At 70.4% G+C, this 25,813-nt stretch carries 22 protein-coding genes; 6 read left to right on the forward strand and 16 right to left on the reverse strand.

The genetic code is table 11. The features are described 5' to 3' along the window. Positions 1 to 42: 42 nt before the first annotated feature. From M8445_RS10735 to M8445_RS10750, 4 genes are all read right to left on the reverse strand, one after another. A complete protein-coding gene (locus tag M8445_RS10735; RefSeq protein WP_273987751.1) occupies positions 43 to 1,575 on the reverse strand; it encodes a hypothetical protein in 1,533 nt (510 codons plus the stop codon). Next, on the reverse strand, positions 1,572 to 2,285 hold the full coding sequence (locus tag M8445_RS10740) for a VWA domain-containing protein (RefSeq protein WP_273987752.1): 714 nt from the start codon (positions 2,283 to 2,285) through the stop codon (positions 1,572 to 1,574). Before M8445_RS10740 ends, M8445_RS10735 begins: the two co-directional genes overlap by 4 nt. Positions 2,286 to 2,367: 82 nt before the next feature. Beyond that, positions 2,368 to 4,482 (reverse strand): transglycosylase domain-containing protein, encoded by a 2,115-nt coding sequence (locus M8445_RS10745; protein ID WP_273987753.1) that lies wholly within the window; start codon positions 4,480 to 4,482, stop codon positions 2,368 to 2,370. Positions 4,483 to 4,513: 31 nt separating this feature from the next. Beyond that, a complete protein-coding gene (locus M8445_RS10750; protein WP_273987754.1) occupies positions 4,514 to 4,795 on the reverse strand; it encodes a hypothetical protein in 282 nt (93 codons plus the stop codon). A gap of 317 nt (positions 4,796 to 5,112) precedes the next feature. Here M8445_RS10750 and M8445_RS10755 point away from each other — a divergent pair, with 317 nt between their 5' ends. Continuing rightward, a complete protein-coding gene (locus M8445_RS10755; protein ID WP_273987755.1) occupies positions 5,113 to 6,981 on the forward strand; it encodes a glycoside hydrolase family 3 protein in 1,869 nt (622 codons plus the stop codon). A gap of 70 nt (positions 6,982 to 7,051) precedes the next feature. Further along, positions 7,052 to 8,272 (forward strand): cysteine desulfurase-like protein, encoded by a 1,221-nt coding sequence (locus M8445_RS10760; RefSeq protein WP_273987756.1) that lies wholly within the window; start codon positions 7,052 to 7,054, stop codon positions 8,270 to 8,272. Between the two features lie 60 nt (positions 8,273 to 8,332). Here the strand turns inward: M8445_RS10760 and M8445_RS10765 are convergent, their stop codons facing one another. After that, the gene (locus M8445_RS10765; protein ID WP_273987757.1) at positions 8,333 to 9,631 is read right to left on the reverse strand and encodes a DUF4127 family protein; all 1,299 of its coding nucleotides are present in this window, start codon (positions 9,629 to 9,631) and stop codon (positions 8,333 to 8,335) included. 166 nt (positions 9,632 to 9,797) lie between these two features. On the opposite strand from M8445_RS10765, the gene M8445_RS10770 reads away from it, so the two are divergent. Next, complete coding sequence (locus M8445_RS10770) at positions 9,798 to 10,973, forward strand: ABC transporter permease (RefSeq protein WP_273987758.1); 1,176 nt, start codon at positions 9,798 to 9,800, stop codon at positions 10,971 to 10,973. A gap of 1 nt (position 10,974) precedes the next feature. Next, positions 10,975 to 11,718, forward strand: coding sequence for an ABC transporter ATP-binding protein (locus M8445_RS10775; protein ID WP_273987759.1), 744 nt, complete (start codon positions 10,975 to 10,977; stop codon positions 11,716 to 11,718). Between the two features lie 302 nt (positions 11,719 to 12,020). On the opposite strand, the gene M8445_RS10780 is transcribed toward M8445_RS10775, so the two are convergent. Together M8445_RS10780 and M8445_RS10785 are read right to left on the reverse strand one after the other, a co-directional pair. Continuing rightward, positions 12,021 to 12,497, reverse strand: a complete 477-nt coding sequence (locus M8445_RS10780; RefSeq protein ID WP_273987760.1) for a hypothetical protein — start codon at positions 12,495 to 12,497, stop codon at positions 12,021 to 12,023. Between the two features lie 207 nt (positions 12,498 to 12,704). After that, the gene (locus M8445_RS10785; RefSeq protein ID WP_273987761.1) at positions 12,705 to 14,663 is read right to left on the reverse strand and encodes a hypothetical protein; all 1,959 of its coding nucleotides are present in this window, start codon (positions 14,661 to 14,663) and stop codon (positions 12,705 to 12,707) included. Between the two features lie 83 nt (positions 14,664 to 14,746). On the opposite strand from M8445_RS10785, the gene alr reads away from it, so the two are divergent. Further along, on the forward strand, positions 14,747 to 15,832 hold the full coding sequence (gene alr, locus M8445_RS10790) for an alanine racemase (RefSeq protein ID WP_273987762.1): 1,086 nt from the start codon (positions 14,747 to 14,749) through the stop codon (positions 15,830 to 15,832). Positions 15,833 to 15,916: 84 nt separating this feature from the next. Here alr and M8445_RS10795 read toward each other — a convergent pair. From M8445_RS10795 to M8445_RS10835, 9 genes are all read right to left on the reverse strand, one after another. Beyond that, positions 15,917 to 17,028 (reverse strand): IS630 family transposase gene (locus tag M8445_RS10795; protein WP_273987763.1). Its coding sequence is split into 2 segments (ribosomal slippage): positions 15,917 to 16,602 and positions 16,602 to 17,028, totalling 1,113 coding nucleotides; the frame shifts between segments, so codons are not numbered across the junction. A gap of 37 nt (positions 17,029 to 17,065) precedes the next feature. Then, positions 17,066 to 18,184 carry a M50 family metallopeptidase gene (locus M8445_RS10800; protein WP_273987764.1) on the reverse strand — a complete coding sequence of 373 codons (1,119 nt, stop codon included), beginning with the start codon at positions 18,182 to 18,184 and terminating at the stop codon, positions 17,066 to 17,068. After that, on the reverse strand, positions 18,181 to 19,458 hold the full coding sequence (gene dxr / locus M8445_RS10805; protein WP_273987765.1) for a 1-deoxy-D-xylulose-5-phosphate reductoisomerase: 1,278 nt from the start codon (positions 19,456 to 19,458) through the stop codon (positions 18,181 to 18,183). Before dxr ends, M8445_RS10800 begins: the two co-directional genes overlap by 4 nt. Before the next feature lie 126 nt (positions 19,459 to 19,584). Continuing rightward, positions 19,585 to 20,415 (reverse strand): phosphatidate cytidylyltransferase, encoded by an 831-nt coding sequence (locus M8445_RS10810; protein WP_273987766.1) that lies wholly within the window; start codon positions 20,413 to 20,415, stop codon positions 19,585 to 19,587. Positions 20,416 to 20,524: 109 nt separating this feature from the next. After that, positions 20,525 to 21,076 (reverse strand): ribosome recycling factor, encoded by a 552-nt coding sequence (gene frr / locus M8445_RS10815; RefSeq protein ID WP_273987767.1) that lies wholly within the window; start codon positions 21,074 to 21,076, stop codon positions 20,525 to 20,527. Between the two features lie 155 nt (positions 21,077 to 21,231). Further along, on the reverse strand, positions 21,232 to 21,942 hold the full coding sequence (gene pyrH, locus M8445_RS10820; protein WP_273987768.1) for a UMP kinase: 711 nt from the start codon (positions 21,940 to 21,942) through the stop codon (positions 21,232 to 21,234). Between the two features lie 192 nt (positions 21,943 to 22,134). Beyond that, a complete protein-coding gene (gene tsf / locus M8445_RS10825) occupies positions 22,135 to 22,932 on the reverse strand; it encodes a translation elongation factor Ts (protein WP_273987769.1) in 798 nt (265 codons plus the stop codon). Positions 22,933 to 23,077: 145 nt separating this feature from the next. Then, entirely contained in the window at positions 23,078 to 23,830 is a 753-nt protein-coding gene (rpsB, locus tag M8445_RS10830) for a 30S ribosomal protein S2 (protein WP_273987770.1), read from the reverse strand. Between the two features lie 229 nt (positions 23,831 to 24,059). After that, positions 24,060 to 24,854, reverse strand: a complete 795-nt coding sequence (locus M8445_RS10835; RefSeq protein WP_273987771.1) for an aminoglycoside phosphotransferase family protein — start codon at positions 24,852 to 24,854, stop codon at positions 24,060 to 24,062. Positions 24,855 to 24,918: 64 nt separating this feature from the next. Between M8445_RS10835 and M8445_RS10840 the strand changes: the two genes are divergently transcribed. Continuing rightward, on the forward strand, positions 24,919 to 25,743 hold the full coding sequence (locus M8445_RS10840; protein ID WP_273987772.1) for an undecaprenyl-diphosphate phosphatase: 825 nt from the start codon (positions 24,919 to 24,921) through the stop codon (positions 25,741 to 25,743). The last annotated feature ends 70 nt before the right edge of the window (positions 25,744 to 25,813 follow it).

Consider the following 25,813-nt stretch of genomic DNA (forward strand, 5'->3'; position numbering starts at 1 on the left):
ACTCCGCCCGGGGGGGCCGGCCAGCCCAGACCGGGGGGCCGGTCAGCCCAGCAGGGCGCGCAGGCCCCGGCGCGGCGGTGGGAACCGGGCGGCCTGAACCTGCGCCGCGAAGTCTTCCAGGGTGGCCTGCACCCCCTGAGCCTCGCCCAGCAGGCGGGCGCTGACGCTCTGCACCTGCGAGTCGCGTTCCTGCTCCCAGTGGTTCAGGACGCGTTCGTTCAGGCGGGCGTGGTCGGGGCTGGTCACGTCGCGCGGCGGGGCGAGGCGGTCGCGGGCCCGTTCGAGGTACGTGACGTGATCGGCCGCGCGGGCCGCGCTTTCCAGGGTGCCCTGCGCCTTGAGGTCCGCCACGCGCGCCGCGAGGCGTTCGCGTTCCAGCACGCTGCGGGCGCGCTCGCGACCCTGGATGAGGGCGGCGGCCGCCGCCATGCCCACCAGGGCCAGCGTGAACGTCAGCAGGGACCAGTGCTGCGGCGCGGCGTCCGGCTCGGGCGCGGCACTCAGGTCGGTCAGCTGGCCCTGCTGCGCGGCGTTCGCGGCGATCTCGGCTGTGACGCGCAGGATGCCGTCCCAGTTCAGAAAGCCCTCCACGCCCAGGTACAGCGCCGTGACGGCCAGGATGCCCGCCGTGTACGCGCGCGGGTGGGCCATGCCGGGCGTGCCGGGCGCGAGCTTGGCGCGGTACGCGAGTTCATCCACCAGCCACAGCAGCAGCACGCTGAACATCACCCCGGCCGTCAGGGCGATCAGGGTCAGGTACAGGCGGGACTCCGGGTTGAACAGCAGGTTGATGCTCACGCCGCTGATGACCCCCACGAAGAACTTGCTGAACACCGCGAATGCGTTGAACACGCGTTTACTGCCGCTTTTCTGCTCGGGCGGGCGGATGGCGTGCCCCTCGCGGGCCAGGGTCATGACGGCCTGCTGGGTGTACAGGTTCTCCGCGCCGGTCGTGTCCGGGCGGGCGCCCACGCTGACCAGCGCCTCGAACCGGCGCGCGCGGGCCTGCTCGATGGCGGCGGTCGCGGCCTCGTAATCACGTTCCACGCCTCCGCTGGCGGCGTTCATGAAGCTCAGGTGCTCCTGCTGCCGTTCCCAGCTGCTGCGCACGCCCACGCCCGTCTCGGCCAGCACGCGAGTCAGGGCCGAGCGCGCCTGCTCGTGGTTCACGCGGTACTGCTCGACGTTCAGGGCCAGCAGCCTGGCGCGGCTGTGAAGGGCCGCGCGGGTCGCCTCGTCCGGAATCAGGCTCAGCTCGCCGCGCAGGTCGTCCAGCAGCGCCGCAAACTGTGCCGGCGGCAGCACCGGCAGGAACGACTCGGCGCTCAGCGGTTCCGGGCGGGGCAGCGCCGCCTCGTACAGACGCGGATCGAAGTCCGGCAGGTCATCTGGCGGCGCGGCTTGACCGGCTGGCGGTGCGTCGGTCCGGGCGGCCTCCACCCCTTCCGCTGCGGCGCCGTTCTGGACGGGCTCCCCCTCGAATTCCAGATCCACGGTGCCCAGGTCCGGGCCGCTGAGCGTCACACGTGACAGGGGTCGGGTGGTCGGGGGGCTGATGTCGTCCGGGCGGGTCACCGGCGGGCCGCCTTCACGGCCGACGCGAAGGTCGGGTACACGTTCGACAGGTCGTATGCGCCGGCCAGCAGCACGCGTCGGTCACTGGCCGAGGCTCCCAGCGCCTTCACGAACGAGTCGCGGACAGACAGGCCTCCCGCCCCGGCTTCTGGGCTGAGACCCGCCACGAACAGCATCCGGGTGGCCGCCGCGTTCAGCAGCGTGCGGGTGGTCCCGCCCAGCGCGGCGCGCCCAGGGTCGTCCAGCAGCGCGCCGTCCGTGAACAGCACGATCACGTCCCCGACCTTCGCGGTCTGCGCGGCGCGTTTGGAGGCCAGGGTCAGTCCGGCCGTGATGGCGCTGCCGCGCCCCGTGCAGGGCCGGGTGAGCGCGGTGGTGTAGCGCAGGATGTCGGCCCTGGCCATGCGCGCCCCGTTCTTCGAGCTGAACGTAAAGTCCGCGACGGTCTGCACGCCGTCGCACACGCGCAGCAGGGTCAGGGTGTCGCCGCTGCGCAGCTGGTTGAGCATCACGCTCTGCGCCAGCAGCCGCGCCTGATCCGCGTACCGGAAGGCGGGGTTCTTGCTGCTGCCGGTCATGTCCACCGCGACCGTCAGGTGCAGCGGCGGCGTGGACAGGCCCAGCAGCGTCGAGGCACTCATGGCCGGAACCGGCAGGGACAGGGTGGATAGCAGGGGCAGGGCGGACAGAAGGGCAGGGGTCACAGGCATGGGCACTCCAGGGGGCAGGCGGGCGGGGCCGCCGGGGGAACAGGGGCAGAAGAGGTCCGGGCATAGCCGGAGAGGCGGGTGGTCATGGGGCCACCGGGACCGGGTTGCGGGGGTTCAGGCCGGCAACTGGAACGGCCGCGCCCGCCACGCGCGTGACGCCGGGCGGCACGTCCAGACTGCGGCGGTCATGTGGCAACTCACGCAGCAGGCCCACCTCGCGGCAGGCGGTCTGCTCGCGGTACAGCGTGACCGGCACGCTCTGGCGGCCATCCGGGTCGCCGATCCACACGGCCATGGCGTACTGCGGGGTGACGGCCGCGCACCAGGTGTCGTTCACGTCGTCGGTCGTGCCGGACTTCGCGCCCAGCGGCATGGCCCGCCCCTGCACGCGCTGCAGCAGGCTGGGCCGCAGGAACGGTACGTGGCTGGCGTCCGTGCTGACGGCGGCGGTCAGCAGGTCGAAGGTTTCGTAGGCGACCACCTCGTCCCACAGCGGTTGGCAGTCCGGCCGGGGCAGAGGCAGCGGCCGCCCGCTGGTGTCCGCGACCTCGGCCAACAGGTGCGGGCGGCACAGCAGGCCCCCGCTGGCAAAACTGGCGTACGCGGCCGCCACGTCCAGCGGCGCGGCCCGGTACGTGCCCAGCGACGGACTGGAGCGGTTGCTGCGGTCCTCCTGATACCCGGCGGCGTCCAGCACGGCCCGCAGCGTCTTCTCGCGGGGCGTGCCGACCTGCACGGCCACGGTGTTCAGGCTGCGGGCGTTCGCCTCGCGCACCGTGACCGCCCGGTCCAGGAACGTTCCGGTGCTGTTCCGCACGGCCTGCGAACCGTAGCGGGTCGCCTGATCCGCGAAGGTGCTCAGTTGCGTCACGCCGTCCCCGAACGCAGCGGCGTACAGTAGCGGCTTGACGGTACTCGCCACGGGGCGCAGCGCACTAGACGCCCACTGCCGCCCCGCGTCGCTGCTCTGGTTGCCGCCCGTGGAACTGGCCAGCGCCACGATCCCGCCGCCGCGCACGTCCACGATGGCAGCCCCCTCGGCCACGCCGGTCGGGCGCGGGCCGGTGGCGCCCTCGCCGGTCACGCGGCGCGTCAGAGCGGCCTGCGCGGCGGCATCGACGGTTAGCACGACCCGGCCCACCCGCTTCGGGTCCAGGCCCGCCGCGCGCAGTTCGCGCCGCACGAGTTCCTGCATGGCCCACACGGGCTCCGGTTCGTTCGTGTACGTGGGATTGCGGGCGGCCTGCACCACGCGCAGGTCCGTGCCGCTCCCGGCGTACTCGGCCTGCCACAACCGGGGTTGCAGCGGCGTACTGACCGCCTCCAGGTACGCGCCCTGCCCGATCAGGCCGTGCGAACGCAGGATGTTCAGCGTGACGAGCTGCTGCGTGCGCATCCAGCGGAAGCGGGCGGTGGCCGTCTCGGGCGGCGTGGTGTCCGTCACCAGGTAGCGGCCCGGCGCGGGCAGCAGGCCCACCAGGAACGCGCTCTGCGCCAGTGTCAGGTCCGCCGGGTCCACGCCGAACACCGCGCGGGCCGCGTCGTACACGCCCTTGCGCTGCCCGATCCCGATCCACGGGAGGCTGTTCACGCTCATGGCCAGCACCTCGCGCCGCCCGTACCGCCACGTGACGATGGGGGCCAGAACGAACTCCGTGGCCTTGCGGGTCAGCGTCAGCAGCGGCCCGCGCCGGTCCGTGTCGTAATCGAAATGCCCGGCCAGCACGTTGTTCTTCAGCAGCTGCATGGTGATGGTGCTGCCACCCGCGCCGCTCAGCAGGGCACGGGGAAGGCGGCCCAGGTCCACGCCCGCGTGCGAGAAGAACCGCACGTCCTCCTTGGCCACGTACGCCAGCAGGAACGCCTCACTGACGCCGGTCAGCGGCACGCTCAGGGACTCGCGGCACGGCACGGCGTTCACGGCGTTCCCCGCGCGGCAGTGGTCGATCACGCCCAGCGGCTCGCCGCGCCGGTCCACGACCTCGATGGGCCGCAGTTCCGCCCGCAGATTCCACACCCGCCCCAGCGCCCCGGTCCCCACCGTGCCCGCCCCGCCCAGCGCGATCATGCACAGGGTCGCCGCGCCCACCCAGGCCAGCGCGGCCCGCAGCACGCGCCGCAGCGTCCATGGCGCGGGCCGCCGCAGGAACGGCGAGCGCGGCCACGGGTTCCGCCACCGCTCCCAGACCCTCAGCACGCCCACGCCCCGTGTTCCAGGCGCGGCACGCTCAGCGGACCACGTCCGTCACGCCGGCCGCCGCCGACCGGAACTGCCAGTCGCGCGCCACGCTGTTCCACAGACCCGACAGGCCCACCAGCAGCACCAGCACCGCCCCCAGCGCCGCCAGGGCTGTCACCGCGCCCGGCCAGCCTGCACGGGGCAGTTCCGGACGGGGCAGGCGGGAACGGACTGGCCGGACCCGCCGCGCCGGGGCGGGCGGCACGGACGGAAGGGGGGGCGTTCCAGGCAGGCCCGACGAGTAAGGCCGGGGCTTACGCACGAAACTCATGGACAGAGCATACGGGGCAGGCATGAGGTGCGCATCCCACCAAAGGACGATCAAACGGACGTTAACGCCCCCCGGCCACGGGCAGGTAGCGGTGGGGGAGACCCGTAGCGGTGCCCTCCATCGACACCACACTGTACCCCCCACGTCCTGACAGGGCTTTCAGAATGGTCGTCCAGCATGGAGGCCGGCCTGGGCGGATGAAGGCGCGCTGGGAAAGACCTCCAGGTCACGGCGGGAAGCGGAAGCTGCTAGTGTTTTCCTGAAACCCTTTTCACAACCTGCCCCTGCCTGTTCCGGCCCACTCCTGGAGGTTCCGCATGATCCGAAAGTCCGTCCTGCTGCCCACCGCCTGCCTGCTACCCACTGCCGTCCTGCTGCTGAGTACCGCGCTGGCCGCCACGCCCTTCACGACCGGCGCGCCCGCCGCGAACGCCCCGTACCGCAACGCGGCCCTGCCGGTCGACGCGCGCGTAAACGACCTGCTGCTGCACATGACCCTGGACGAGAAGATCGGGCAGATGACCCAGGCGGAACGCGCCGCCATCCGCGATCTGAACGACATGGCCGTCTTCGGCATCGGGAGCGTGCTGTCTGGTGGTGGCAGCGGCCCGGCCGACAACACTCCGCCGGGCTGGGCGGCGATGGTGGACGCCTTCCAGGCGGCGGCGCTGCGCAGCCGGCTGGGCATTCCCATGCTGTACGGTGCGGACGCCGTGCATGGGCACAACAACGTGCCGGGCGCCACCCTCTTCCCGCATAACATCGGGCTGGGCGCGGCGGGCGACCCGGACCTCGCGCGGCGCATCGGGCGGGCCACCGCCGAGGAGATGACTGGCACCGGCGTCCGCTGGAATTTCAGTCCGTGCCTGTGCGTGGTGCGTGATGTGCGCTGGGGCCGCACCTATGAGAGCTTCGGCGAGACCCCGGCCCTGCCAGTCGCGCTGAGTACCATCATCGACGGGTACCAGGGCGCGGGCGGCCCCGCGCAGCCCGGCGCGGTCCTGGCGACCGCCAAGCACTACCTGGGCGACGGCGGCACCACCTTCGGCAGCAGCGCCACCGAGGGGTACCTGCTGGACCAGGGGGACACCCGCCTGAGCGAGGCGGAACTGCGGCGCGTGCACCTCCCGCCGTTCCGGGCGGCCGTGGCGCGCAACGTGGGCAGCGTGATGGTCAGCTTCTCCGGCTGGAACGGCACGAAACTGCACGCCGACCGTTACCTGATCACCGACGTGCTGAAAAAGGAACTGGGCTTCACGGGCCTCGTGATCAGCGACTGGGCGGGCGTGGACCAGATTCCCGGCGGGTACCCGGTTGCCGTGCGCACGGCCATCAACGCGGGGATCGACATGGTCATGGTGCCCAACGATTACGTGCGGTTCGTGGACACCCTGAGCGCCGAGGTGCGCGCCGGGCGCGTCCCCATGAGCCGCATCGACGACGCCGTGACCCGTATCCTGCGGCAGAAGTTCCGGCTGGGCCTGTTCGAGCGTCCCATGACCGATGCGAGCTTCCAGCGGACCTTCGGCAGCGCCGAGCACCGCGCCCTGGCCCGCGAGGCCGTGCAGAAATCCCTGGTGCTGCTGCGTAACGACGGTGTCCTGCCGCTCCGGCCGGGCGCGCGGCTGTTTGTGGCCGGGCAGAGTGCCGACGACGTGGGCCGCCAGTCCGGCGGGTGGACCCTCACGTGGCAGGGGCAGAACGGCCCGGTGCCCGGCGGGACCAGCCTGCTTGCCGGCCTGCGCGAAGCGGGCGAGGCGGGCGGCGGGTCGGTCACGTACGCGCGGGCCGCGCAGCCCGGACAGGCCCGCGACGCCGATGTGGGCCTCGTCGTGGTCGGAGAGACGCCCTACGCCGAGGGCAAGGGCGACCGCGCCTCGCTGGCCCTGAACGCCGAGGACACCGCGAACATCCGCACCGTGTGCGCCGACGGGCCGTGTGTGGTCGTGACCGTCTCGGGCCGCCCGCTGATCCTGCCCGGCACGCCCATGAACGCTCTGGTCGCCGCGTGGCTGCCCGGCAGCGAGGGCGCGGGCGTGGCCGACGTGCTGTACGGCCGCGCGCCCTTCACCGGGCGGCTCCCGGTCAGCTGGCCGCGCCGTGACGATCAGCTGCCCCTGAACGCCGACACCCGCCCGTACGACCCGCTGTTCCCCGCCGGGTTCGGCCTGACCACCCGACCCTGACATGCACTGGCAGGCGGGGCAGTCGGGCGGGCGGGACGCCCCGCCGCCCCCCGCCGCTACACTCGGGGGCATGACCCAACCCGCACCGGCCCGCGCCCCGCTGCCCACCCGCGACGACCTGCGCGCCCAGTTCCCGCCGCTCGCGCGGGGCCGCGCGTACCTCGACAACGCTGCCGGGGGCCTGCTGCCCCTGCGTGCCATCAAGGCCGTCACCGGGCACCTGATGACCTACGGCGCCACGAACGCCATGCCGGGCCACCAGCCGGGCCGCGAGATTCTGGCCCTCAAGCACCGCGCCCGCGAGGGCACCGCCCTGTTCCTGAACGCCGCGCCGGAAGACGTGGCCCTCGCGCAGAGCGCCACCGCCCTCACCTTCCGGTTGGCCGGGGCATTCGCGCGCCTATGGGGGCCCGGCGACGAGGTCATCCTGAGCGGCCTGGAACACGAGAGCAACGCCAGCCCCTGGCGGGAACTGGAACGCGTGGGCGTCACCGTGAAGGTCTGGCACGCCCGCCAGCCCGACATGACCCTGCACCCCGACGACCTCGCCGCGCTGCTCACGCCCCGCACGCGGCTGGTCGCCGTGACGGCCGCCAGCAACGCGCTGGGCGTCACGCCGGACATTCCTGCCATCACCGCGCAGGTCCGCGCCGCCGGAGCGTGGACCATCGTGGACGCCGTGCACGCCGCGCCACACACCTTCCCGGACGTGCAGACCTGGGGCGCGGACTTCCTGACCTTCAGCCCTTACAAGGTCTGGGCGCCGCACCTGGGGGCCCTGTGGATCCGCCCGGACCTGCGCGCCACGCTCCCCTGGCCCCGCCTGGAATTCATCCCGGTCGGCGACATCACGGGTATCGAGCACGGCACCCCGCAGTTCGAACTGCTGGCCGGATGGCTCGGCACCCTGGATTACCTGCGTGACCTCGCCGGACATGCCGACCTGACCCGCGCCGCCCTGGAAGCCGCCTCCGCGCGCATTCACGATCTGGAACAGCCGGTCATGCACCGCCTCGTGACCGGCCTGCTCGACCACGACCTCGTCACCGTGTACGGCCCGCAGGGCACGCAGGGCCGCGTGGGCACCGTCGCCTTCCGCGTGAGCGGCGAGGCCCCGGAGCAGACCGCCGACCGCCTCAGCCGCGCCGGGGTGGACGTCGCCGCCGGACACTTCTACGCCGCGCAACCCCTGCGTGACCTGGGCCTGTACCCGCAGGGCGTCGTGCGCGCCAGCATCGCCCACTACACCACTACCGAGGACATCGACCGGATGCTGACCGAACTGGGCTGAAGTCAGAGAGGGAAGAGTGGGCAGTGGAGGCGCGACCGCGTCCCACTGCCCACTCCCGATTTACGGCTGGGGCGTCAGCGTGAAGTCCCACTCGAACGAGCGGCCCCAGGGCAGCGTGGCGTCCTGGAGGGTGTACGTGCCACCCAGGCGCAGCGGGAAGGCGTCGCGGGCGAGGTTCAGCAGGGTGTCCTGCGTGCCGGGGGCGGTCAGTTGCGCTTCCGGGATGGCCTTTCTCAGGGCGGCGCGCAGGTCGGCGCTGTAGATCACGTCGTTGGCGTACTCGCGGGCCAGCAGGGCGTCCTGCCGGACGGGGTCCGCGCCGGGCGAGAGGGCCACCTTGGCGTGCGCGAGGGCCGCGCCCAGGTTGTTGCCGGGCGTGCCCCACGCGGCCAGCGCCTTGAGGTTCGCGGTGCGGCGCAGCGTCTGAAGGTCCGTCCACAGACGCGGGTTGCCCAGGTTCACCTTCTCCACGTCGGCCACCGCGACCGGCCCGGCGGTCAGCAGGCGGCTGACGCGCACGGCGGCGCGGCGCGGGTCGCCGCCGTTGAACACGAACACGGTCAGGTCCGCCGGCTGGCCTGCCTCCTGCACGGTGAAGCCGCTGGCCTGCGCGTGATTCACGGCGCTCTGCGTCAGGGGAATGCCCTCGTACTTCATGACCTGCCGTGCGGCGGCCGGGTCGCTGTACTCGAAGGTCACGGTGGCGGGCTGCGGGGCCAGGGCGCGGGCGGTCAGCATGGACAGCACCTCGTCCGCGCCGGGGTAGACCAGCACGTTCGCCGGGGCCTCTTTGGCCAGCGCCGCGCCCTCGGCGGGCGCAGGACTGCCGGGCAGCGCGTCGTCCCAGCTGATGTGCAACTGCGCGAAACTCCCGGCGCGCGCCCAGTCCAGCAGGGTGCGGGTCACGGCGAGGTTGCGTTCGCGGTTCGTGGCGTCCGGTTCGCGCGGCAGCGTGATGAACGCGTACACGGGCTGCCCGGTGCGGGCCGTCCAGGTGCGCAGGGGTTCCAGCCGCGCCAGCGCCTCTGCGGCACTCAGCGGGCTCGTGCGGGACTGCACCAGCCCGCCGTACGCCAGGGCGTCCAGTGCGGCGATCAGCGGGCCGTCCTTGGGTTGCGCCTCCAGCCACGCGCTCAGGGCCGCCGGGTCCGCGCCCACCTGCGCATTCCCCAGCAGCGAGGCAGGCGGAACGTGCGCCGCGCCGCCCCGCAGGTCCGCGATCAGGGCCGGCAGGACCCGCGTGGCCGGGCGGGAATCCAGGGGCAGCAGCGTCTGTGCGTGCGCGCCGCCCAGCGCCCCACCCAGCGCGAGGGTCAGGGAGGACAGCGTGCTCAGCAGAACCGGACGGGAGAACTTCATACCCCAGAGCGTACGGGCGCGGCGTGAGCCTTCCCGCAGAGAAGCCTCTGGACGGGCCGGGGCTTCGCACTCGGCCGGCCCGCGCCGCCCAGCCCGACCCCACTGTGGGCGTCACTGTAGTCATGCGTCCCCACGCGAGCGGCCCGCGCGGCGTAGCCTGCGTCTCATGAAGTCGCCAGGACTACGATGGACGGACATCTGGAAACTCGCCTGGAGGGGCCTGACCCGCCGCCGCGTGCGCACGCTGCTGACCACGCTGGGCATCACGGTCGCGGTCGCCAGCATGGTGATCTTCCTGTCGCTGGGCGAGGGCATCCGCAAGGTGTTCGTCTCGCAGCTCGGCGGGATCGGCCCGGACGTGCAGGTCAGCCTCACGCCGCTGTCGCAGGGACTGGCGCTGCAACCCAACCTGCCGCAGAAGACCGCCGACGACATCCAGGCGCTCGCGCCGGAGCTCGGCATTCAGACGGTCACGCCGGTCATCATGGCCGTGCGCGGCGGCCTGGAAGTCACGCAGAGCGTCGTCCTGTACGGCCTGCCCGCCGCGCAGGGCATCGCGGCCGTGTTCCCCACCACCACCGCCGCTCAGGGCCGCGCCCTGACCCCCGCCGACGAGGGCGCGGGCGTGGCGGTCGCCGGCGCGAAGGCCGCGCAGAACCTGCGGCTGAAGGTCGGCAGCACCCTCAACCTCAACCGCCGCAACCAGGTGAAAGTGATCGGCGTGCTCGCCCCGGAAAGCGGGCTGGTGGACAACTTCATCTTCATTCCGCTGGGCACCCTGCAACGCAGCGAGGGCGCGGCGGGCCGCGTGTCACTGGTCGCCGTGAAACTCGACAACCCCCGCGACGCCCGGCGCGTGGCCGACGTGCTGTCCGAGAAACTGGACCTGGAGGCCGGCACCCAGAGCGACTTCCTGAGTTTCATTGACCGCGCCCTGATCATCAGTGACGCCGTGCGCTTCGGCATCTCGCTGATCGCCCTGATCGTCGGCGGGCTGGCCGTGGCGAACACCGTCATGATGGGCGTCTTTGAACGTACCCGCGAGTTCGGCACGCTGCGGGCCATCGGGGCGCGGCCTTCGTTCGTGCGGTCCCTGGTCCTGACCGAATCGCTGCTGCTATCGCTGGTGGGCGGCGTGGGCGGCGTGCTGCTCGGCCTCGCCGGGATCGCCGGCGTGAACCTCTACACCCAGCAGCTCGCCGGGATCGACGCGGCCGCCCTGACCCCCAGGCTGGTGCTGCTGGCGCTGGCCATCAGCCTGCTGCTGGGCCTGCTCTCGGGCCTGCTGCCGGCCCGGAACGCCGGGCGCATGAGCATCGTGGGCGCCCTCGGGAGAATCTGACATGACCACCACCCACCCCACCCAACCGACCGCCCAGGCGGCCAACCACCCAACGAACCAGGCTGCGCCCACGCTGCCCGGCCTGCGCACCGAGACCCTCTCACGCACCTACCCCAGCGGCGACGGACAGGTGCTGGCCCTCGCGCCCTTCACGCACACCTTCCCGCCCGGCCTGACCGCCGTGGTCGGTCCGTCCGGCAGCGGCAAGAGCACCCTGCTGAACCTCCTGGCCGGCTTCGACGAACCCACCACCGGCCGCGTCGTCGTCGGGGACACCGCCCTGACCACCCTGAGCGAGGCGGACCGCGCCGACTTCCGGCTGCGCCACTACGGATTCGTGTTCCAGAACCACAACCTCGTCAGCATCCTCAGCGCGCAGGAGAACGTCGAGTTCCCCCTGACGCTCGCGGGCATGCCCGCCCGGCAACGGCAGGACCGCGCCCGCGAACTCCTCGCGCTCGTCGGCCTGGAGGCGCGCGCCGGACACCTGCCCAACCAACTCTCGGGCGGCGAGGCGCAGCGCGTCGCGGTCGCCCGCGCGCTGGCGCACGACCCGGCCATCCTGCTGGCCGACGAACCCACCGGCAACCTCGACAGCCGCACGGGCGAGAGGGTCCTGGGCCTGCTGCAACGCGCCGCCGCGACCGGCCGCACCGTCATCCTGATCACCCACGACCGCGACGTGGCCGCGCAGGCCGACCATCACCTGAGCGTGAAAGACGGCGTGGTCAGCCTGGAAGACTGATAAGGACTCCGATTGAATGGCTTGCAAAGCCGCTGGGTCCGAGCGGACGAAGTCCGTATGACAGCGGGTTTCAGTTCCATTGAGGGGCGTGCTCCTGGCCGCTCAATTCCATTTCCAGGCCTCTGATACGGATGCCGTCTGTTTCGTTAACAACCCGGGACAGCACCGGGTTGCTAACTCCACGCCCGGAATCCTCTTTGCTCCCACTCGCGTCCGCTCGGATGGAACGGTTTTCGCAAACCATTCCATCGGAGTCCGTATGAATTCTGCTCTGAGCGGACCCCCGGTACGGGGTAGCCCGCTCAGCTCCCGCTGACCCGGCCGGTGTCCCGTAGCCAGTAGGTGTGCCCCAGGCGGTCTTTCAGCCGCACGACGACCTGCACCTGATCGCCGCGCCGCAGGCTGCCGCTGCCACTCCAGGCGGCGGCGTTCAGCGAGGCGGCGCCGCCCCTGGCGGGCAGGGACGGGTGCAGCGGGGCCTTCCAGGTACCCTGGCCCGTCACGACAAACACGCCGTCCAGCGTGAGGTTCCCGAGCGGCCCGGCCGGAGTGACCGCCGGGGTCAGGGTGCCCGGACGGGCCGGCGCGGACACCTGCACGCGCACGCCCAGCCCGCCGCCGTACAGCGAGGCGCTGGCCTGGGCCGTCAGCACCTGCCCCTGCACGATCAGGGTGGTCGGCGCGCTCAGCAGGTTACCCGGCTGAGGTTCCGGCAGGCGGCCCACGGCCCCGCAGGCGGCCAGAACGCAGGCCAGCGCGGCCATCCAGAGCTTCTTCATGAGCCCCAGAGTAGCGGACGATCAGGGGGGTGTCTGCCACATAAAGTTGCAGCGGCCCCTCCAGGAAGGGCCGCCGCTGCCGGGCAGGGCTGGTCGGGCCCGTCTGGGACGGCCCACGCCCGGAACCCGCTTTGCTCCTCCTCGCATCCGCTCGGATTGAATGGTTTGCAAAACCGCTCAATCCGAGTCCGTGTGATCAGCTCGGGGTTACCAGCTCAGGCCGGGCGCAGTCACGATCCGGTCGGCGGGCTGATCGGTGAACAGCGTGTACGTCAGGGTGTACGTGCCGGGAATCACGCGGGTCAGGATGATGCCGTCACCGTCCACGCGGGGCGTGACGTTCGCGAGGCTGGGGCCCTGCACCTGAAGGGCGCCCCGCACGGCGGGCTGCGCGCCGCCCGTGGGCAGCGGGTCCAGCAGGCGCACGTTCTCCAGGGTGCTGTCCACGCTCAGGACCAGGGTCACGAGGTAGCCCTGCGCGGTGGCCTCCACGCTTTTTTGCAGGCTGGCGCGCGCGCCGCCCTGCACGTTGCGGGTCACGTTCGCGCCGCCGGGGTTGCGTACGCGGGCCTGCCCGGTGGTGCGCAGGTCGATGGGGTCCAGCACGGCTTCGGCGGTGTCGCTGCGGCACACGCGCACTGGCGCTTTCAGGTTCAGGGGTTGCCCCTGGCTGAACTCGCCCGGAACTTCCAGCGGGTAGTCGCTGGTCCACCCAGCTGGCAGGTTCAGTTTCAGGCGGGCGGGCAGGCGGTACGGGAAGTCGGTCTTGGCGGTCGCGGTCAGCTGCGTTACGTCGCAGGCGTTCAGGATGTCGGGCGACGTGACCAGTGTGACTTCCGTCTGCACGCGGTACTCGATGGTCACGCGGTTCGTGCCGCCGTCTGCGACCCGGCCGGGCAGGGGGCGCGTGAAGGTGCTGCCGGGAATGGTGGTCGGCGCGACCGGGTAATCGCCGGGGGCCAGGGGCACCGTGGTGGGCGTGGTCAGGGTCCGGCCGTCGATGGTGAACGGCACGCCGGTCAGCGGGATGCGCTGGTCGCCGTACAGGGCGACGGCGTCCACGGCCAGCTGCCCCTGGGGCGGGCGGGCCACGAAGCGGATGCGGTTACTGCCCGGCTGGTACCGGACCTCGCTGGGCGACACGACGTTCCCGGTGCCTTCGAGTAGCGTGCCGCTGACCGGCACGTACCCGGCAGGCAGTTCCGGGCGCACCACGGCGTCCCCGACCAGCGAATACGACGCCCCCGGAATCGGGCGGCCCTGCGGGTCCACCACGTCCACGATCAGGCGGTTGGCGATCTGCGCGTTCGCGGGGGGCGTGAAGCCGCCCACGCGGGCCGTGATGGGTTTGTCGTCCAGGCGGAAGGCGTAGCGGATGGCGTTGCTGTACTGCTTGGTGGTGGGCAGCACCCGGATGAACAGTTTCCATTCGCCCAGCAGGTCCGGCGTGATCTTGAAGTTGTCCGTGGCGGTGCGGCCGTTCTCGCTGGGGGTCAGGTTCACGCGCGTGCCACTGGGCTGCACAGCCCACAGTTCGGCTTCCTTCGTGCCGTCCACGTCGTAGTTCAGCAGGCCCAGCACGCGGCCGTTCCAGTCGCTGGTGACGTTCACGGTGGCGGCCAGCAGGTCGGTTGCGTCGGTGCTGCGGGCGTTCACGCTGAAATCGCTGGTTTCCAGCGCGAAGGGCGCCGCGACCCGCAGCGCGAAGGAGTTCTTGCCGTCGCCCCGGCTGGTCACCTTCAGGGTGTACGTGCCGGCGCTCAGGCCGCCCGCGAACAGGCTGTCCCAGGTGTGCTCGCGGTTCAGGCCGTAGCGGCGCTCGACGACCGTGCCGTTCGGGCCGGTCAGCGTGAACGTCGTCTCGAACGGTTCGTTCTTCTTGTACAGCTCGTCCCCGAAGTACCCGTCGCCCCGGCGGCCGTCCACGTAATCCGCGAGGTTGAAGCTCGGCGAGTACACCTCCAGGCCCAGGGACTTGCCGGCGTTGGCGGCCGGCACGCGGATCACGTACGACTCCTGCGCCTGCGGCCACTTCTCACCGACCGACACCAGGGGCAGCACGCCGCCCACCTGCGCGGCGGCGGGCGCGGCCGCCAGGGTCAGCAGACCCAGGGCCAGCAGGGCGGGGCGGAAACGGACAGATCGGGCAGGAGTGAACGTGGGCATGACTGCGAAAAATCATACACGCGCCCGCCCGTCTGGCCGCCGCGCCCGTTCACACCGCCCGCCGGGGGTAGCATGCTCGGCAGATGTCCGTCCTCGCCTCCCGCGCCCGCGCGCTGATCGACCCCGACGCCCTGCGCGGCAACCTGGGCGCCCTCGCCGCCCGCAGCGGCACGCCCCTGATCCTGCCGGTCAAGGCGAACGCCTACGGGCACGGCCTGAACCTGATCGTGTCCCTGGCCGCCGCGCACCCGGACGTCTGGGGGTTCGCGGTCGCCACGCCCCGCGAGGCGCAGGCCGCCGCCGCGCTGAACACCGGCAGGCCCGTGCTGCTGCTCACGCCACCCACGCCCGCCGAGGTGCCGGTCCTGGCCGACCTGGGCGTGCGCCTGCCCGTCGCGTCGCTGGCGGAGGCCGCCGCGCTGCCCGCCCACGCCCGCGCGCACCTGAAAGTCGACACCGGCATGAACCGCCTGGGCGCCCGCCCCGAGGAGGCGGTCGCCGTGGGCCTCGAACTGGCCCGGCGCGGCCTGCTGGAAGGCGCGTACACCCATTTCGCCAGCGCCGACGAACCCGACCTGGGCTTCGCGCACGAGCAACTGCGCCGCTTCCGGGCGGTGCTGGACGCCCTGCCCCCCACGCCGCAGCCGCTGCTGGCGCACGCCGCGAACGGTGGCGCCGTCCTCAGCCTGGGCCGCCTGCCGGGCATGGCGCTCGCCCGGCCCGGACTGGCCGCGTACGGCTTCGCCCCCCCGCATCTGCGCGCCCACGCCCCGCTGACCCCGGTGATGACCGTGCAGGCCAGCGTCACGCACCTGCACACCGTCCCGGCCGGCGAGACCGTCAGTTACGGCGGCCTGTGGCGGGCCCCGCGCGACACGCCGGTCGCCACGGTCGGTATCGGGTACGCCGACGGCTACCCCCGGGGCGCTACCGGCCGCGCCGAGGTGATCGTCGCCGGGCAGCGCCGCCCGGTCCTGGGCCGCATCTGCATGGATCAACTGATGATCGACGTGACCGGCCTGACCGTGCAGCCCGGCGACCCCGTCACCCTCTGGACGCAGCGGGAGCTGACCGTCACCGACGTGGCCGCCTGGGGAGGCACCGTGGAATACGAGGTCCTGACCGGCGTGGGCGAGCGCGTGGAACGCCAGGTGGGGGAGACCTCGTGACAGGAAGGTGGGCCGCAGGAGCAATCTCCCACGGCCCACCCCTGCCACCCGCCGCCTAGTGGATGACCACAGGCATGACAATGGCTATTCATCGAAGTGGTAGTGGCGTTTGAGCTTGTCTCGTGCCGCCGATATCGAGAACTGCCAATTCGCCCGCACAGACCGCGCATTGCGGTCTGTTTCCCACGCCAGCAGTTCCGCCTCCACAGCATCCACACTGGCTAAGCGCTGCCCCAGACACTGTCGTTGCAGGACTGACCACTCCAGTTCCGCCATGTTGAGCCACGACGCATGTTTGGGCGTGTACACCCACTCGAAGCGTCGGCTCAGCCGACGCGCCTCCTCGGCCGGGAGATGTTGATACAGCGCGGCTGGACTGTGCGTAGACAGCTGATCCAGCACCAGCACGATCGTGTCCGCTGCCGCGTACCGCACGTCCAGCGCCTGGAGCTCCGCCGCGAACTCGGCGTTGCCTCGCCGTTCCGTGACCGTCACCGTGCGCTGACCCATCAGCGGTTCGAAGGCCACGAAGAAATTCACCGTGCCACAGCGTTTGTATTCATGATCAACCCGTGCCGGGTGTCCCGGCACTGGTGGCAGTGGATCGCGCACGTGATCGAGCATCTGGTAGGACTTCTCGTCGAAGCAGATCACCGGCCGACGGGCATCGTAGGGCAGGGCGTAGGTGTCCAATACGGCTTCCATGCGCCACACGAAGTCCGCGCCTACCTGGGCGACACACCAACTCTCGACCTGCCACGGCTTGAGGACGTTTTTTTCAGCGTACGCCGGACGGTTTCATCACTGATGCTGTCCACCACCCCCAGCGTCACCAGGCGATCAGCCAGCAACTGCATCGTCCAGGTTTCGCGTCCGACGGGCGCGGAGCACACTTCGGCAATGAGGATGGCCGTCCCATGAGCATTCAGTTTGGGCGGCTGTTTCGGCCGGGCCCTTTCGTACAGGGCGGCCTGAAGGCCGCCCTGTACGAACTTGCGCCGGATGGAGGCTACGGTCACGGTGCTGACCCCCACCCGCTCGGCGACGTCCCGATCCTTCAGTCCCTGGTCACTGAGCAGTAACAGGCGGGCGCGGGTCATGACCCGCGCACTGTGGACGCCTTTGCGGGTCATGTCCGTCAGTTCCTGCCGCTCGTTTGCCGTCAACACCACCACAAACTGTTTCTTTCGCCCCATCCCTCAGCTTAGATCAAGCCAAGCGTGTGGTCATCCACTAGAAGAAGCGGCTGACGTCCCGCACGACCACGAACAGCATCAGCATCATCACGAACGCGAAGCCCGCGAGGTTGATGGCCTGCTCCTGACTGAAGGTCAGCGGGCGGCCCCGCACGGCGCCGACCAGGACCAGCAGGATGCGCCCGCCGTCCAGGCCCGGAATGGGCAGCAGGTTGAAGAACGCCAGCGACAGGTTCAGCAGGATGGCGATCTGCACGAGCGCCCAGGGGCTCAGCGCGGCGGCCCGCGAGACGATCTCGGCCGTGCCGATGGGTCCGCTGACGTTCTCGTCGCGGGAGAAGTTCAGGGTCAGGAACCGCTGGAACAGCCCGCCGAAGCTTTTCAGGACCTGCGGCACCGCCTCGCCCGTCACCTGCCACGCCCGGATGAACGCGGCGGGCGCGGTGGTGGCCTGCACGTCCGGGCCGTAGCGGATGCCCAGCAGTTGCCGCTCGCCGTTCACGGTGGGCGTCCAGTCGAAGCGCACGTCGCGGGTCTGCCCGGCCCTCACGACTGTGAAGGTGTGCGGCCCGGCCCTGGTCAGCACGTCCCGCACGCCTTCCCAGCCGGCAGCGTCACGTCCGTCCACGCGGGTCGTGTCCGGGATGTCCTGCCCGTCGATGGCGGTGATCACGTCCCCGGCCTGCAGGCCCAGGGTCTGCGCGGCGGACCCCGCCACGACCTCCTCGATACGGGCGCGGTCCGGGGCGGGCACGCCCTGCGCTGTGAAGGTCACCGTCATGAGCAGCACCGCGACCAGCAGGTTCATGACCGGCCCGGCCAGCAGGACCGCCACCTTGCCCCAGGCGGGCAGCGCCGCGAAGCCCCGCGTGGCCGCCCGCACCTGACCGCTCGCGTCCTCTTCGGGGGCCATGCCGTCGATCTCCACGTACCCGCCGATGGGCAGCAGGCTCAGCCGCCACTCGGTGCCGCGCCACTGGCGCCGCAGCAGCACCGGCCCCATGCCCACGCTGAACGAGTGCACGGCCACGCCCTGCCAGCGGGCCAGCGCGTAGTGCGCCAGTTCATGCAGGAAGGTCGCCACGCCGATGATCAGCACCGTCCACAGCAGGCCCAGCGGCGTCAGCGCGGCCGTGATGCCCTGGACCACGTTCACGCCCGCACCCCGCTGCCCGTGCTGTTGCTCAGGCCGTGGGCGCACAGTTCGCGCGCCCGCACCCGCGCCCAGGCGTCCGCCTCGTTCAGTGAGTCCCAGGTCAACTCGCCGGCCGGCGTTTCGTCCAGCAGTCGCTCGATCAGGCGCGGAATATCCATGAACCCGATCTGCCCGGCCAGGAAGGCGTCCACGGCGATCTCGTCGGCGGCGTTCAGCACCACCGGCGCGAGGCCCCCGGCGTTCCCGGCGCGGTACGCCAGTTCCAGGCACGGGAAGCGCCGCAGGTCCGGCGCGCGGAACTCCCAGTCACCCAGCAGCGGCCACGACCCGTGCGAGGCGACCTCCGGGCCACGCCGCGCGCCCCGCACGTCCCCCGGACGCTGCATGCCGGTCGGCGCGGCGTCGATGGCGTACGCGATGGGCAGCCGCATGTCCGTCGGCCCGAACTGCGCCTTCAGGCTCCCGTCCCGGTAGCGCACGGCCGCGTGCACGATGCTCTGCGGGTGCACCACCACGCCCACCTGCGACAGCGGCAGGCCGTACAGACTGGCGCACTCCATGACCTCCAGGCCCTTGTTCAGCAGCGTGGCGCTGTCCAGCGTCACCTTCGGCCCCATGCTCCAGGACGGGTGGCGCAGCGCCTGCGCGGGCGTCACGCCGCTCAGGTCGTCCGGGCCCAGCCGGAACGGCCCGCCGGACGCCGTGAGGATCAACTCCGCCACGTCAGCCATGTCCTCGCCGGTCAGGCACTGGAACATGCCCGTGTGCTCGCTGTCCACCGGCACGACCCGCCCGCCGCCCACGGCCGCCGCCTGCCACATCAGGTGCGCGGCCGTGACCATCGCCTCCTTGGTGGCCAGCGCCACGGCCTGCCCGGCCTCCAGCGCCGCGCGGGTCGGGGCCAGCCCGATCAGGCCGCTCATGGCGTTCACGACCACGTCTGCACGCTGCGCGGCGACCTCGGACGGGTCCGCGATCACCTGCGCCCCCAGCCCCGACAGGCGCGCGCGGGCCTCGCCCAGCACGTTCTCCTGCACGCTGACCAGTCCGGGGCGGAACTCCCGCACCTGCGCTTCCAGCAGTTCCAGGTTCCGCCCGGCCGCCAGCGCCGCGACCTGCCAGCCGCGCTCACGCGCCACGTCCAGCGCCTGCGTGCCGATACTGCCCGTGCTGCCCAGTACCGCGATGGACTGCACTGCACTGGACTGCGCCGTACTGGACTGCACCGTACCAGACTGCGCTGCGCCGCTCTCTGCCTGCTGCTCCTGCTTCATCACCCTGCATGCTAGTGCAGCGCCCCGCGCGAAGTGCGGGATCAGAGACACTTGATGGGCAGGCGGAGCCGCAGTCGCCTCTGTGCGGTTGCGGCCCCGCCATGACCAGCCTTCAGAGCCTGAACTTCAGCGCGTGAAGATGTTGATGTGCAGGAACAGGTACGTGGCGGGCACCGCGAACAGCAGGCTGTCGATGCGGTCCAGGAACCCGCCGTGACCGGGCAGGCTGTTGCCGCTGTCCTTGGTTTTCAGGGAGCGTTTGATCAGGCTCTCGCTCAGGTCGCCCAGCTGGCTGGCGCTGGCCACCAGAATCGAGTACAGCAGCGCTTCCAGCGGCGACCAGATGCCGGTCACGGTCGTCAGGGCCAGCACGATCACGAAACTGGCGATCAACCCGCCGATGGCCCCCTCGACGGTCTTGCCGGGGCTGACTTCCGGCGCCAGCTTGCGCCGCCCGAACAGGTACCCCATGAAGTACGCGCCGATATCGGCCGCGAAGGTCGCCAGCAGCGGCAGCGCGAAGTACAGCAGGCCGTCCCCGGCGTCCGGGCTGTAGCGCAGCATCAGGAAGTACCCCAGCAGCCACGGAATGTACAGCAGGCCGAACACTGAGTACACGATGCGTTCCAGTGGCCGCTCACCGGGCCGGATGACCTCTATGACCAGCAGGTATGCCACGGCAACCGTCATGACCGCCTCGCGCCACGACCCGCCGGGCCAGGGCGTCTGCGGCCACATAGGCAGGCTCGCCAGGATCAGCGCCACGGCGAACACGCCCAGGCTCACGCGGCGCACATCGATGTCGTTGCGGTCGAGCATGCGGATGTACTCGAACAGGCCCATCACCGACACGAACAGCAGCGCGGGCAGCATGGCCCACCACCCGATCCACACGACCACGCTGATGATCGCAAACCCCACCACGCTGGTCAGGACGCGGCTGCTCAGCGACTCCACGCGGCCTCCGGAAGGGAGATGGCCGGAAGGGATGTGCGATGTGGGCTGTGGGCGGTGGGGATCTCACCACACCCCACGACCCACAGCCCACATCCTGCTTCAGGCGTCCTCACCCGAGGATTTCCTGCTCCTTCTTCTGGAAGGTGCTGTCCACCCTCGCCACGAACTCGTCGGTGATCTTCTGCACGTCGGCCTCGCCGCGCTTGATTTCGTCGTCACCGATGCCCTCGACCTTCTTCACTTCATCCAGGCTGTGCTTGCGGATGTTGCGAACGGCGATGCGGGCGTCCTCGGCGTAGTTCTTGGCGTTCTTCACGAGGTCCTTGCGGCGCTCCTCGGTCAGCATGGGCAGGCTGATGAAGATCGTGTCGCCCTTGTTGTTGGGGTTCAGGCCCAGGTCACTGTCGCGGATGGCCTTCTCGATGGGGTTCAGCGCGCCCCGGTCCCAGGGCGTGATGACCAGCGTGCGGGCGTCCGGCGTGCTGATGCTGGCCACCTGATCGATCGGCACGGTGCTGCCGTAGTAGTCCACGACGATCTTCTTGAGGATGCCGGGGTTGGCGCGGCCCGTGCGCAGCACGGACAGGTTGTTCTCGAGCGACTCGATGGCCTTGGTCATCTTCTCGCGCGTATCGGCCTGGATTGCTTTCATGTCAGCCATGGTCAGGGCCTCCTGAGGGGGGTCATGTGAAACGGAACGGTGGGGGTGAGGGGGGGTCAGACCCCGGGGAATGCCGGAATTGTAGCGCAGCCCGGTCCGCTGTTCGGAGGCGTCCGGTCAGCTGGCCCTGGCCCCGGCGGGTCAGGGGAGCTGGGTCAGGGCGTCTGGATCAGCGTGCCGACCCGCTCGCCTTCCAGCAGGCGGCGCAGGTTGCCGTCCTGGAACAGGTCGAACACCACGATCGGCAGGCCCTTGTCCATGCACAGCGTCAGCGCGGTGGCGTCCATGACTTCCAGGCGCTGCTCGACCACCTCGCGGTGCGTGGCCTGCGCGATGAACTTCGCATCACTGTTTTTGCGGGGGTCGCTGTCGTACACGCCGTCCACGCGGTTTTTGGCCATCAGGACCACGTCCGCTCCGATTTCCAGGGCGCGCAGGGTACTGGTCGTGTCGGTCGTGAAGAACGGCGCGCCGTTCCCGCCGCCGAAGATCACCACGCGGCCCTTTTCCAGGTGACGCATGGCGCGGCGGCGGATGTACGGCTCGGCCACGGCCGCCATCTGAATGGCGCTCATGACGCGGGTGGGCCGCCCGGCACTTTCCATGGCGTCCTGAAGGGCCATGGCGTTCATGACGGTGCCCAGCATGCCGATGTAATCGGCGGTGGCGGGGTCCATGCCCTCGCCGTTGCGGGCGCCGCGCCACAGGTTCCCGCCGCCGATCACGATTGCGAGTTCCACCTCGGTGCCTTCCAGGGCCCCCGTGATCAGGCGGGCCAGCTGAGCGGTGGTGTCCGGGCTGATCCCGAAGCCCGATTCACCGGCCAGGAACTCACCAGACAGTTTGAGCAGAACGCGCTTGAACATGCATACCTCGCTTGGGGTCGGCCGCGCCGCAGCGCGCCGGGAAAAAGAGTGAACGTGACTGAACGGCAACACAATACTCCCGGCAGGCGCGCGGGCGGCTACCGGGAGTACTGTGTCGCGCGCAACGATGAATCCGGCCTGCGGCTCCGGCCCGTCCCGCGTGCGGCGGGGGGGGCCGGAACGTCAGGGGATTTACGCGCCGATTTCGAAGCGCACGAAGCGCTTGATGGTCGCGCCGCCCAGGTACTTCCCGACGGTGACGCTGTTGTCCTTCACGAAGTTCTGCTCGGGCAGGACCTTGTCGGAGTAGAACTTGCCGATCTGGCCCTCGACGATCTTCTCGACGATCTGCTGGGGCTTGCCCTCGTTCAGCGCCTTGTTCGTGAGGATTTCGCGCTCCTTCTCGATGTCGGAGCTGTTCACCTCGTCACGGCTCAGGAACTGGGGGTTCTCGGCGGCGACGTGCAGGGCCACGTCCTTGGCCTGCGTCTCGTTGCCGCCTTCCAGGTCGACCAGCACGCCGATCTTGCCGTTGCTGTGCACGTACCCGGCGATCTGCTGACCTTCGACGAAGGCCACGCGGTTCAGGACCAGGTTCTCGCCGATCTTGCCGGCGGCGGCGGCCACGGCGGTCGCCACGGTGTCGCCGCTGGGCAGCGTGAAGGCGCGGAACGCTTCGATGTCGCTGGTCCCGGCGCTCAGGGCGGCCTGGGCCAGTTCGGCCACCAGGGCCTGGAAGCCGTCGTTACGGGCCACGAAGTCCGTCTCGCTGTTCACTTCGACCATGGCGGCCTTGTTGCCGTCCACCACGAAGCGCACGAGGCCTTCCCTGGCTTCACGGTCGGCTTTCTTGGCGGCCTTCACGATGCCGCGCTCGCGCAGCAGGGCCACCGCTTTTTCCTCGTCGTTCCCGGCGTCGGAAAGGGCTTTCTTGACGTCCATCATGCCTGCGCCCGTCAGTTCACGGAGTTTCTTGATTGATTCCAGCATGTCATGCCTCCTGTGTCGGCTTGAATTTTCTTGGTGTGGGTGGGTGCGCCCGGAAGTCCGGGCACGGCCGGGGCGGGGCCGGAAAAAAGGGTGGTCCGAGAGCGTACTCGCCGGACAACACCCTCCTTTCCGGTCCCGTCAGGGCTTAGCTTTCGGTCTGCTCGGTTTCGGTCGCTTCCGTGGCGGTTTCGCCCTCGGCCGCGCCGACGTCCTCGCCGCCGCCGCGCGCTTCGACCAGCAGGTCGCCGATACGGTGCGTGATCAGCTGGATGGAGCGGATCGCGTCGTCGTTACCGGGGACGATGTAGTCGATGACGTCCGGGTCACTGTCCGTGTCGGCCAGCGCAATGACGGGAATACCCAGTTTGTTGGCTTCCTGCACGGCGATGACTTCCTTGGTGGGGTCCACCACGAAGATCGCGTCGGGCAGACGGTTCATCTTGCGGATGCCGCCCACGAAGCGCTGCAGACGGTCACGCTCGGCGGCCAGCTTGATGCGCTCGGCCTTCAGGCGGTCGTTGATGCGGCCGGACTCGAACATCTCGTCGAGTTCGTTCAGGCGGTCGATGCGGGTGCGCATGGTCTTGAAGTTCGTGAGCATCCCACCGAGCCAGCGGCTGGTGACAAACGGCATGCCGGTGCGGCGCGCTTCGAGTTCCACGATTTCCTGGGCCTGCTTCTTGGTGCCGACGAACAGGATGACGCCGCCGCGCTCGGACAGTTCCTTGATGAAGTCGAAGGAACGGTCCACCTGCTTGAGGGTCTTCTGCAGGTCGATGATGAAGATGCCGTTACGCTCGGCGAAGATGAACCGCTTGAACTTGGGGTTCCAGCGCTTGGTTTCGTGACCGAAGTGAACTCCGGCTTCCAGCAGTTGCTTCATGGAGATGTACGACATGTGAACTCCTGAGCGTTGAAATGTGGGACAAGTTTGCCGTTCTCGTGCCAGCCCAGCGTCATGAACGCCGAAGGTGGGCCAGGCCATACGCGACGCTCCAGCGCGCACAGCGGGTCACGGGGGCACCCAAACGGAAATTATACGACATCAGACGCACTGGTGGGAGGGGGGATGCCGGGTGGACAGCTGATGGCGGAAGGCTGATAGCAGATGGCGGATGGCGGATGGCTCAGCGGAGGCTGTGGGCCAGCGCCGAGACCGCCAGCGCCTGCCGGGCCTGCTCTATCTGGGCGTCCTCCAGATGCCACGCTGCCGACAGGGCCGCGTACGCGCCCACCCACGCCAGCAGCCGCGTGCGCTCCAGCCCGGCCTCCCGCGCGATCAGGGTCGACTGCCGTGCCAGCCGCCCCGGCGTCAGCGCGTGTTCCGGCGTGGGATTGCACAGCATGTTCGCGAAATCGAAGGTCCGCTCGCCGGTCAGGCCCTTCGGGTCGATCACCAGCCAGCCGCGCTCCGGGCTGCGCAGCACGTTCCCGTGGTGCAGGTCTCCGTGCAGGGGCCGCACGTCACGCTGATCCGCCAGCAGGCGCTGCGCGGTGGCCCAGGCCTGCGCGAACGTCTCACCCTGCGCCTGGGCCGCTTCCAACGACCAGAACCAGTGGCGCAGGTCCGGCAGGTCCGGTGGCAGGCTGGGACGGTCCCGGTGCACGCCCGCCGCCGCGCCACACAGAATCCGGGTGGCCGCGTCGTCCTGACCGCCCAGTGCCAGGGCCGCCAGATCCGGCGCGGACTCCAGCCGCTCCATCAGCAGGGCCGCGCCCCCATGGCGGTACACCCGCGCTGCGCCCTCGCCCTCCAGCCACACCATCAGGTCGTTGCCCCGCTGCTCCTCGGCGCTGCGGGCCACCTTCAGCATCGCTGGCTGGCCCTCCCACACGACCGGTTGAAGGTCACTGCTGGGCGTGCGCCGGGCCTCGCCGTCCGGCATCAGGTTCCAGCACCGCAGGTAGCTGTCTACACTCACCCCCGCACTCTGCACCTAAGGAAGGACGCCCGGCCCCTGGTGACAGGGCTTACACTCGGCAACTATGGACTGGTTCTACGCAATCGTTTACGGCATCGTCGAGGGCATCACGGAATTCCTGCCGATCAGCTCGACCGGCCACCTGATCCTCACGGGGAACCTGCTGGGCGTCCCGTGGACCAAGGAAGTCAAGGACACCTTCGAGGTCGTCATTCAGGGCGGCGCGATCCTGGCCGTCCTCGCGTACTACTGGAAGGACTTCCTGCAGATCCGCCGCATCGGCACCGACCGCAGCCAGCAGACGCTCTGGCTGGGCGTGCTCGTCGCCTGCATTCCCGCCGTGATCCTGGGCCTGCTGTTCGGGGACGCCATCAAGGCGAACCTGTTCCGGCCCAGCGTGGTCGCCTGGGCCCTGATCGTGGGCGGCGTGATCATCTGGCTGCTCGAGAGCCGCCGCGTCACCCCGAACGTGGACGCCATCGAGAAGATCGGCGTGCCCCGCAGCCTGATGATCGGTGCGGTGCAGTGCCTCGCGCTGCTGTGGCCCGGCTTCTCCCGCAGCGCCAGCTCCATCCTGGGCGGCATGGTCCTGGGCCTCGACCGGCCCACCGCCACCAAGTTCAGCTTCTACCTGGGCGTTCCCACCCTGGGCGGCGCGGCCCTGCTGGACTTCATCAAGAGCCGCGACATCCTCGCGGAGATCGGCGTTGGGAACGTGTTGCTGGGCGCCGGCGTGTCGTTCGTGGTCGCGTACCTCAGCATCGGCTGGCTGCTGCGTTTCGTGTCCACCAACACCTTCAAGCCCTTCGCGATCTACCGCGTGGTGGTGGGCGTGATCATCCTGATCCTGATCGCCACGGGCGTCCTGAGCAACGGCAACCTCGCCTGACCCTGCCCGCCTGACCTGACGCGCCGCTCCCGGTATTCAGGAGTGGCGCGTTCGCCGTGCAGACCGGCGG

This window comes from Deinococcus aquaticus, from assembly GCF_028622095.1.
Classification (GTDB): Bacteria; Deinococcota; Deinococci; order Deinococcales; family Deinococcaceae; genus Deinococcus; species Deinococcus aquaticus.

Bases quoted from the DNA above. Each gene is read 5' to 3' on its own strand.
- M8445_RS10740 (WP_273987752.1), bottom strand. From the start codon at position 2,285: ATGCCTGTGACCCCTGCCCTTCTGTCCGCCCTGCCCCTGCTATCCACC.
- M8445_RS10750 (WP_273987754.1), bottom strand. From the start codon at position 4,795: ATGAGTTTCGTGCGTAAGCCCCGGCCTTACTCGTCGGGCCTGCCTGGA.
- M8445_RS10755 (WP_273987755.1), top strand. From the start codon at position 5,113: ATGATCCGAAAGTCCGTCCTGCTGCCCACCGCCTGCCTGCTACCCACT.
- M8445_RS10760 (WP_273987756.1), top strand. From the start codon at position 7,052: ATGACCCAACCCGCACCGGCCCGCGCCCCGCTGCCCACCCGCGACGAC.
- M8445_RS10765 (WP_273987757.1), bottom strand. From the start codon at position 9,631: ATGAAGTTCTCCCGTCCGGTTCTGCTGAGCACGCTGTCCTCCCTGACC.
- M8445_RS10770 (WP_273987758.1), top strand. From the start codon at position 9,798: ATGAAGTCGCCAGGACTACGATGGACGGACATCTGGAAACTCGCCTGG.
- M8445_RS10775 (WP_273987759.1), top strand. From the start codon at position 10,975: ATGACCACCACCCACCCCACCCAACCGACCGCCCAGGCGGCCAACCAC.
- M8445_RS10780 (WP_273987760.1), bottom strand. From the start codon at position 12,497: ATGAAGAAGCTCTGGATGGCCGCGCTGGCCTGCGTTCTGGCCGCCTGC.
- M8445_RS10785 (WP_273987761.1), bottom strand. From the start codon at position 14,663: ATGCCCACGTTCACTCCTGCCCGATCTGTCCGTTTCCGCCCCGCCCTG.
- alr (WP_273987762.1), top strand. From the start codon at position 14,747: ATGTCCGTCCTCGCCTCCCGCGCCCGCGCGCTGATCGACCCCGACGCC.
- dxr (WP_273987765.1), bottom strand. From the start codon at position 19,458: ATGAAGCAGGAGCAGCAGGCAGAGAGCGGCGCAGCGCAGTCTGGTACG.
- frr (WP_273987767.1), bottom strand. From the start codon at position 21,076: ATGGCTGACATGAAAGCAATCCAGGCCGATACGCGCGAGAAGATGACC.
- pyrH (WP_273987768.1), bottom strand. From the start codon at position 21,942: ATGTTCAAGCGCGTTCTGCTCAAACTGTCTGGTGAGTTCCTGGCCGGT.
- tsf (WP_273987769.1), bottom strand. From the start codon at position 22,932: ATGCTGGAATCAATCAAGAAACTCCGTGAACTGACGGGCGCAGGCATG.
- rpsB (WP_273987770.1), bottom strand. From the start codon at position 23,830: ATGTCGTACATCTCCATGAAGCAACTGCTGGAAGCCGGAGTTCACTTC.
- M8445_RS10840 (WP_273987772.1), top strand. From the start codon at position 24,919: ATGGACTGGTTCTACGCAATCGTTTACGGCATCGTCGAGGGCATCACG.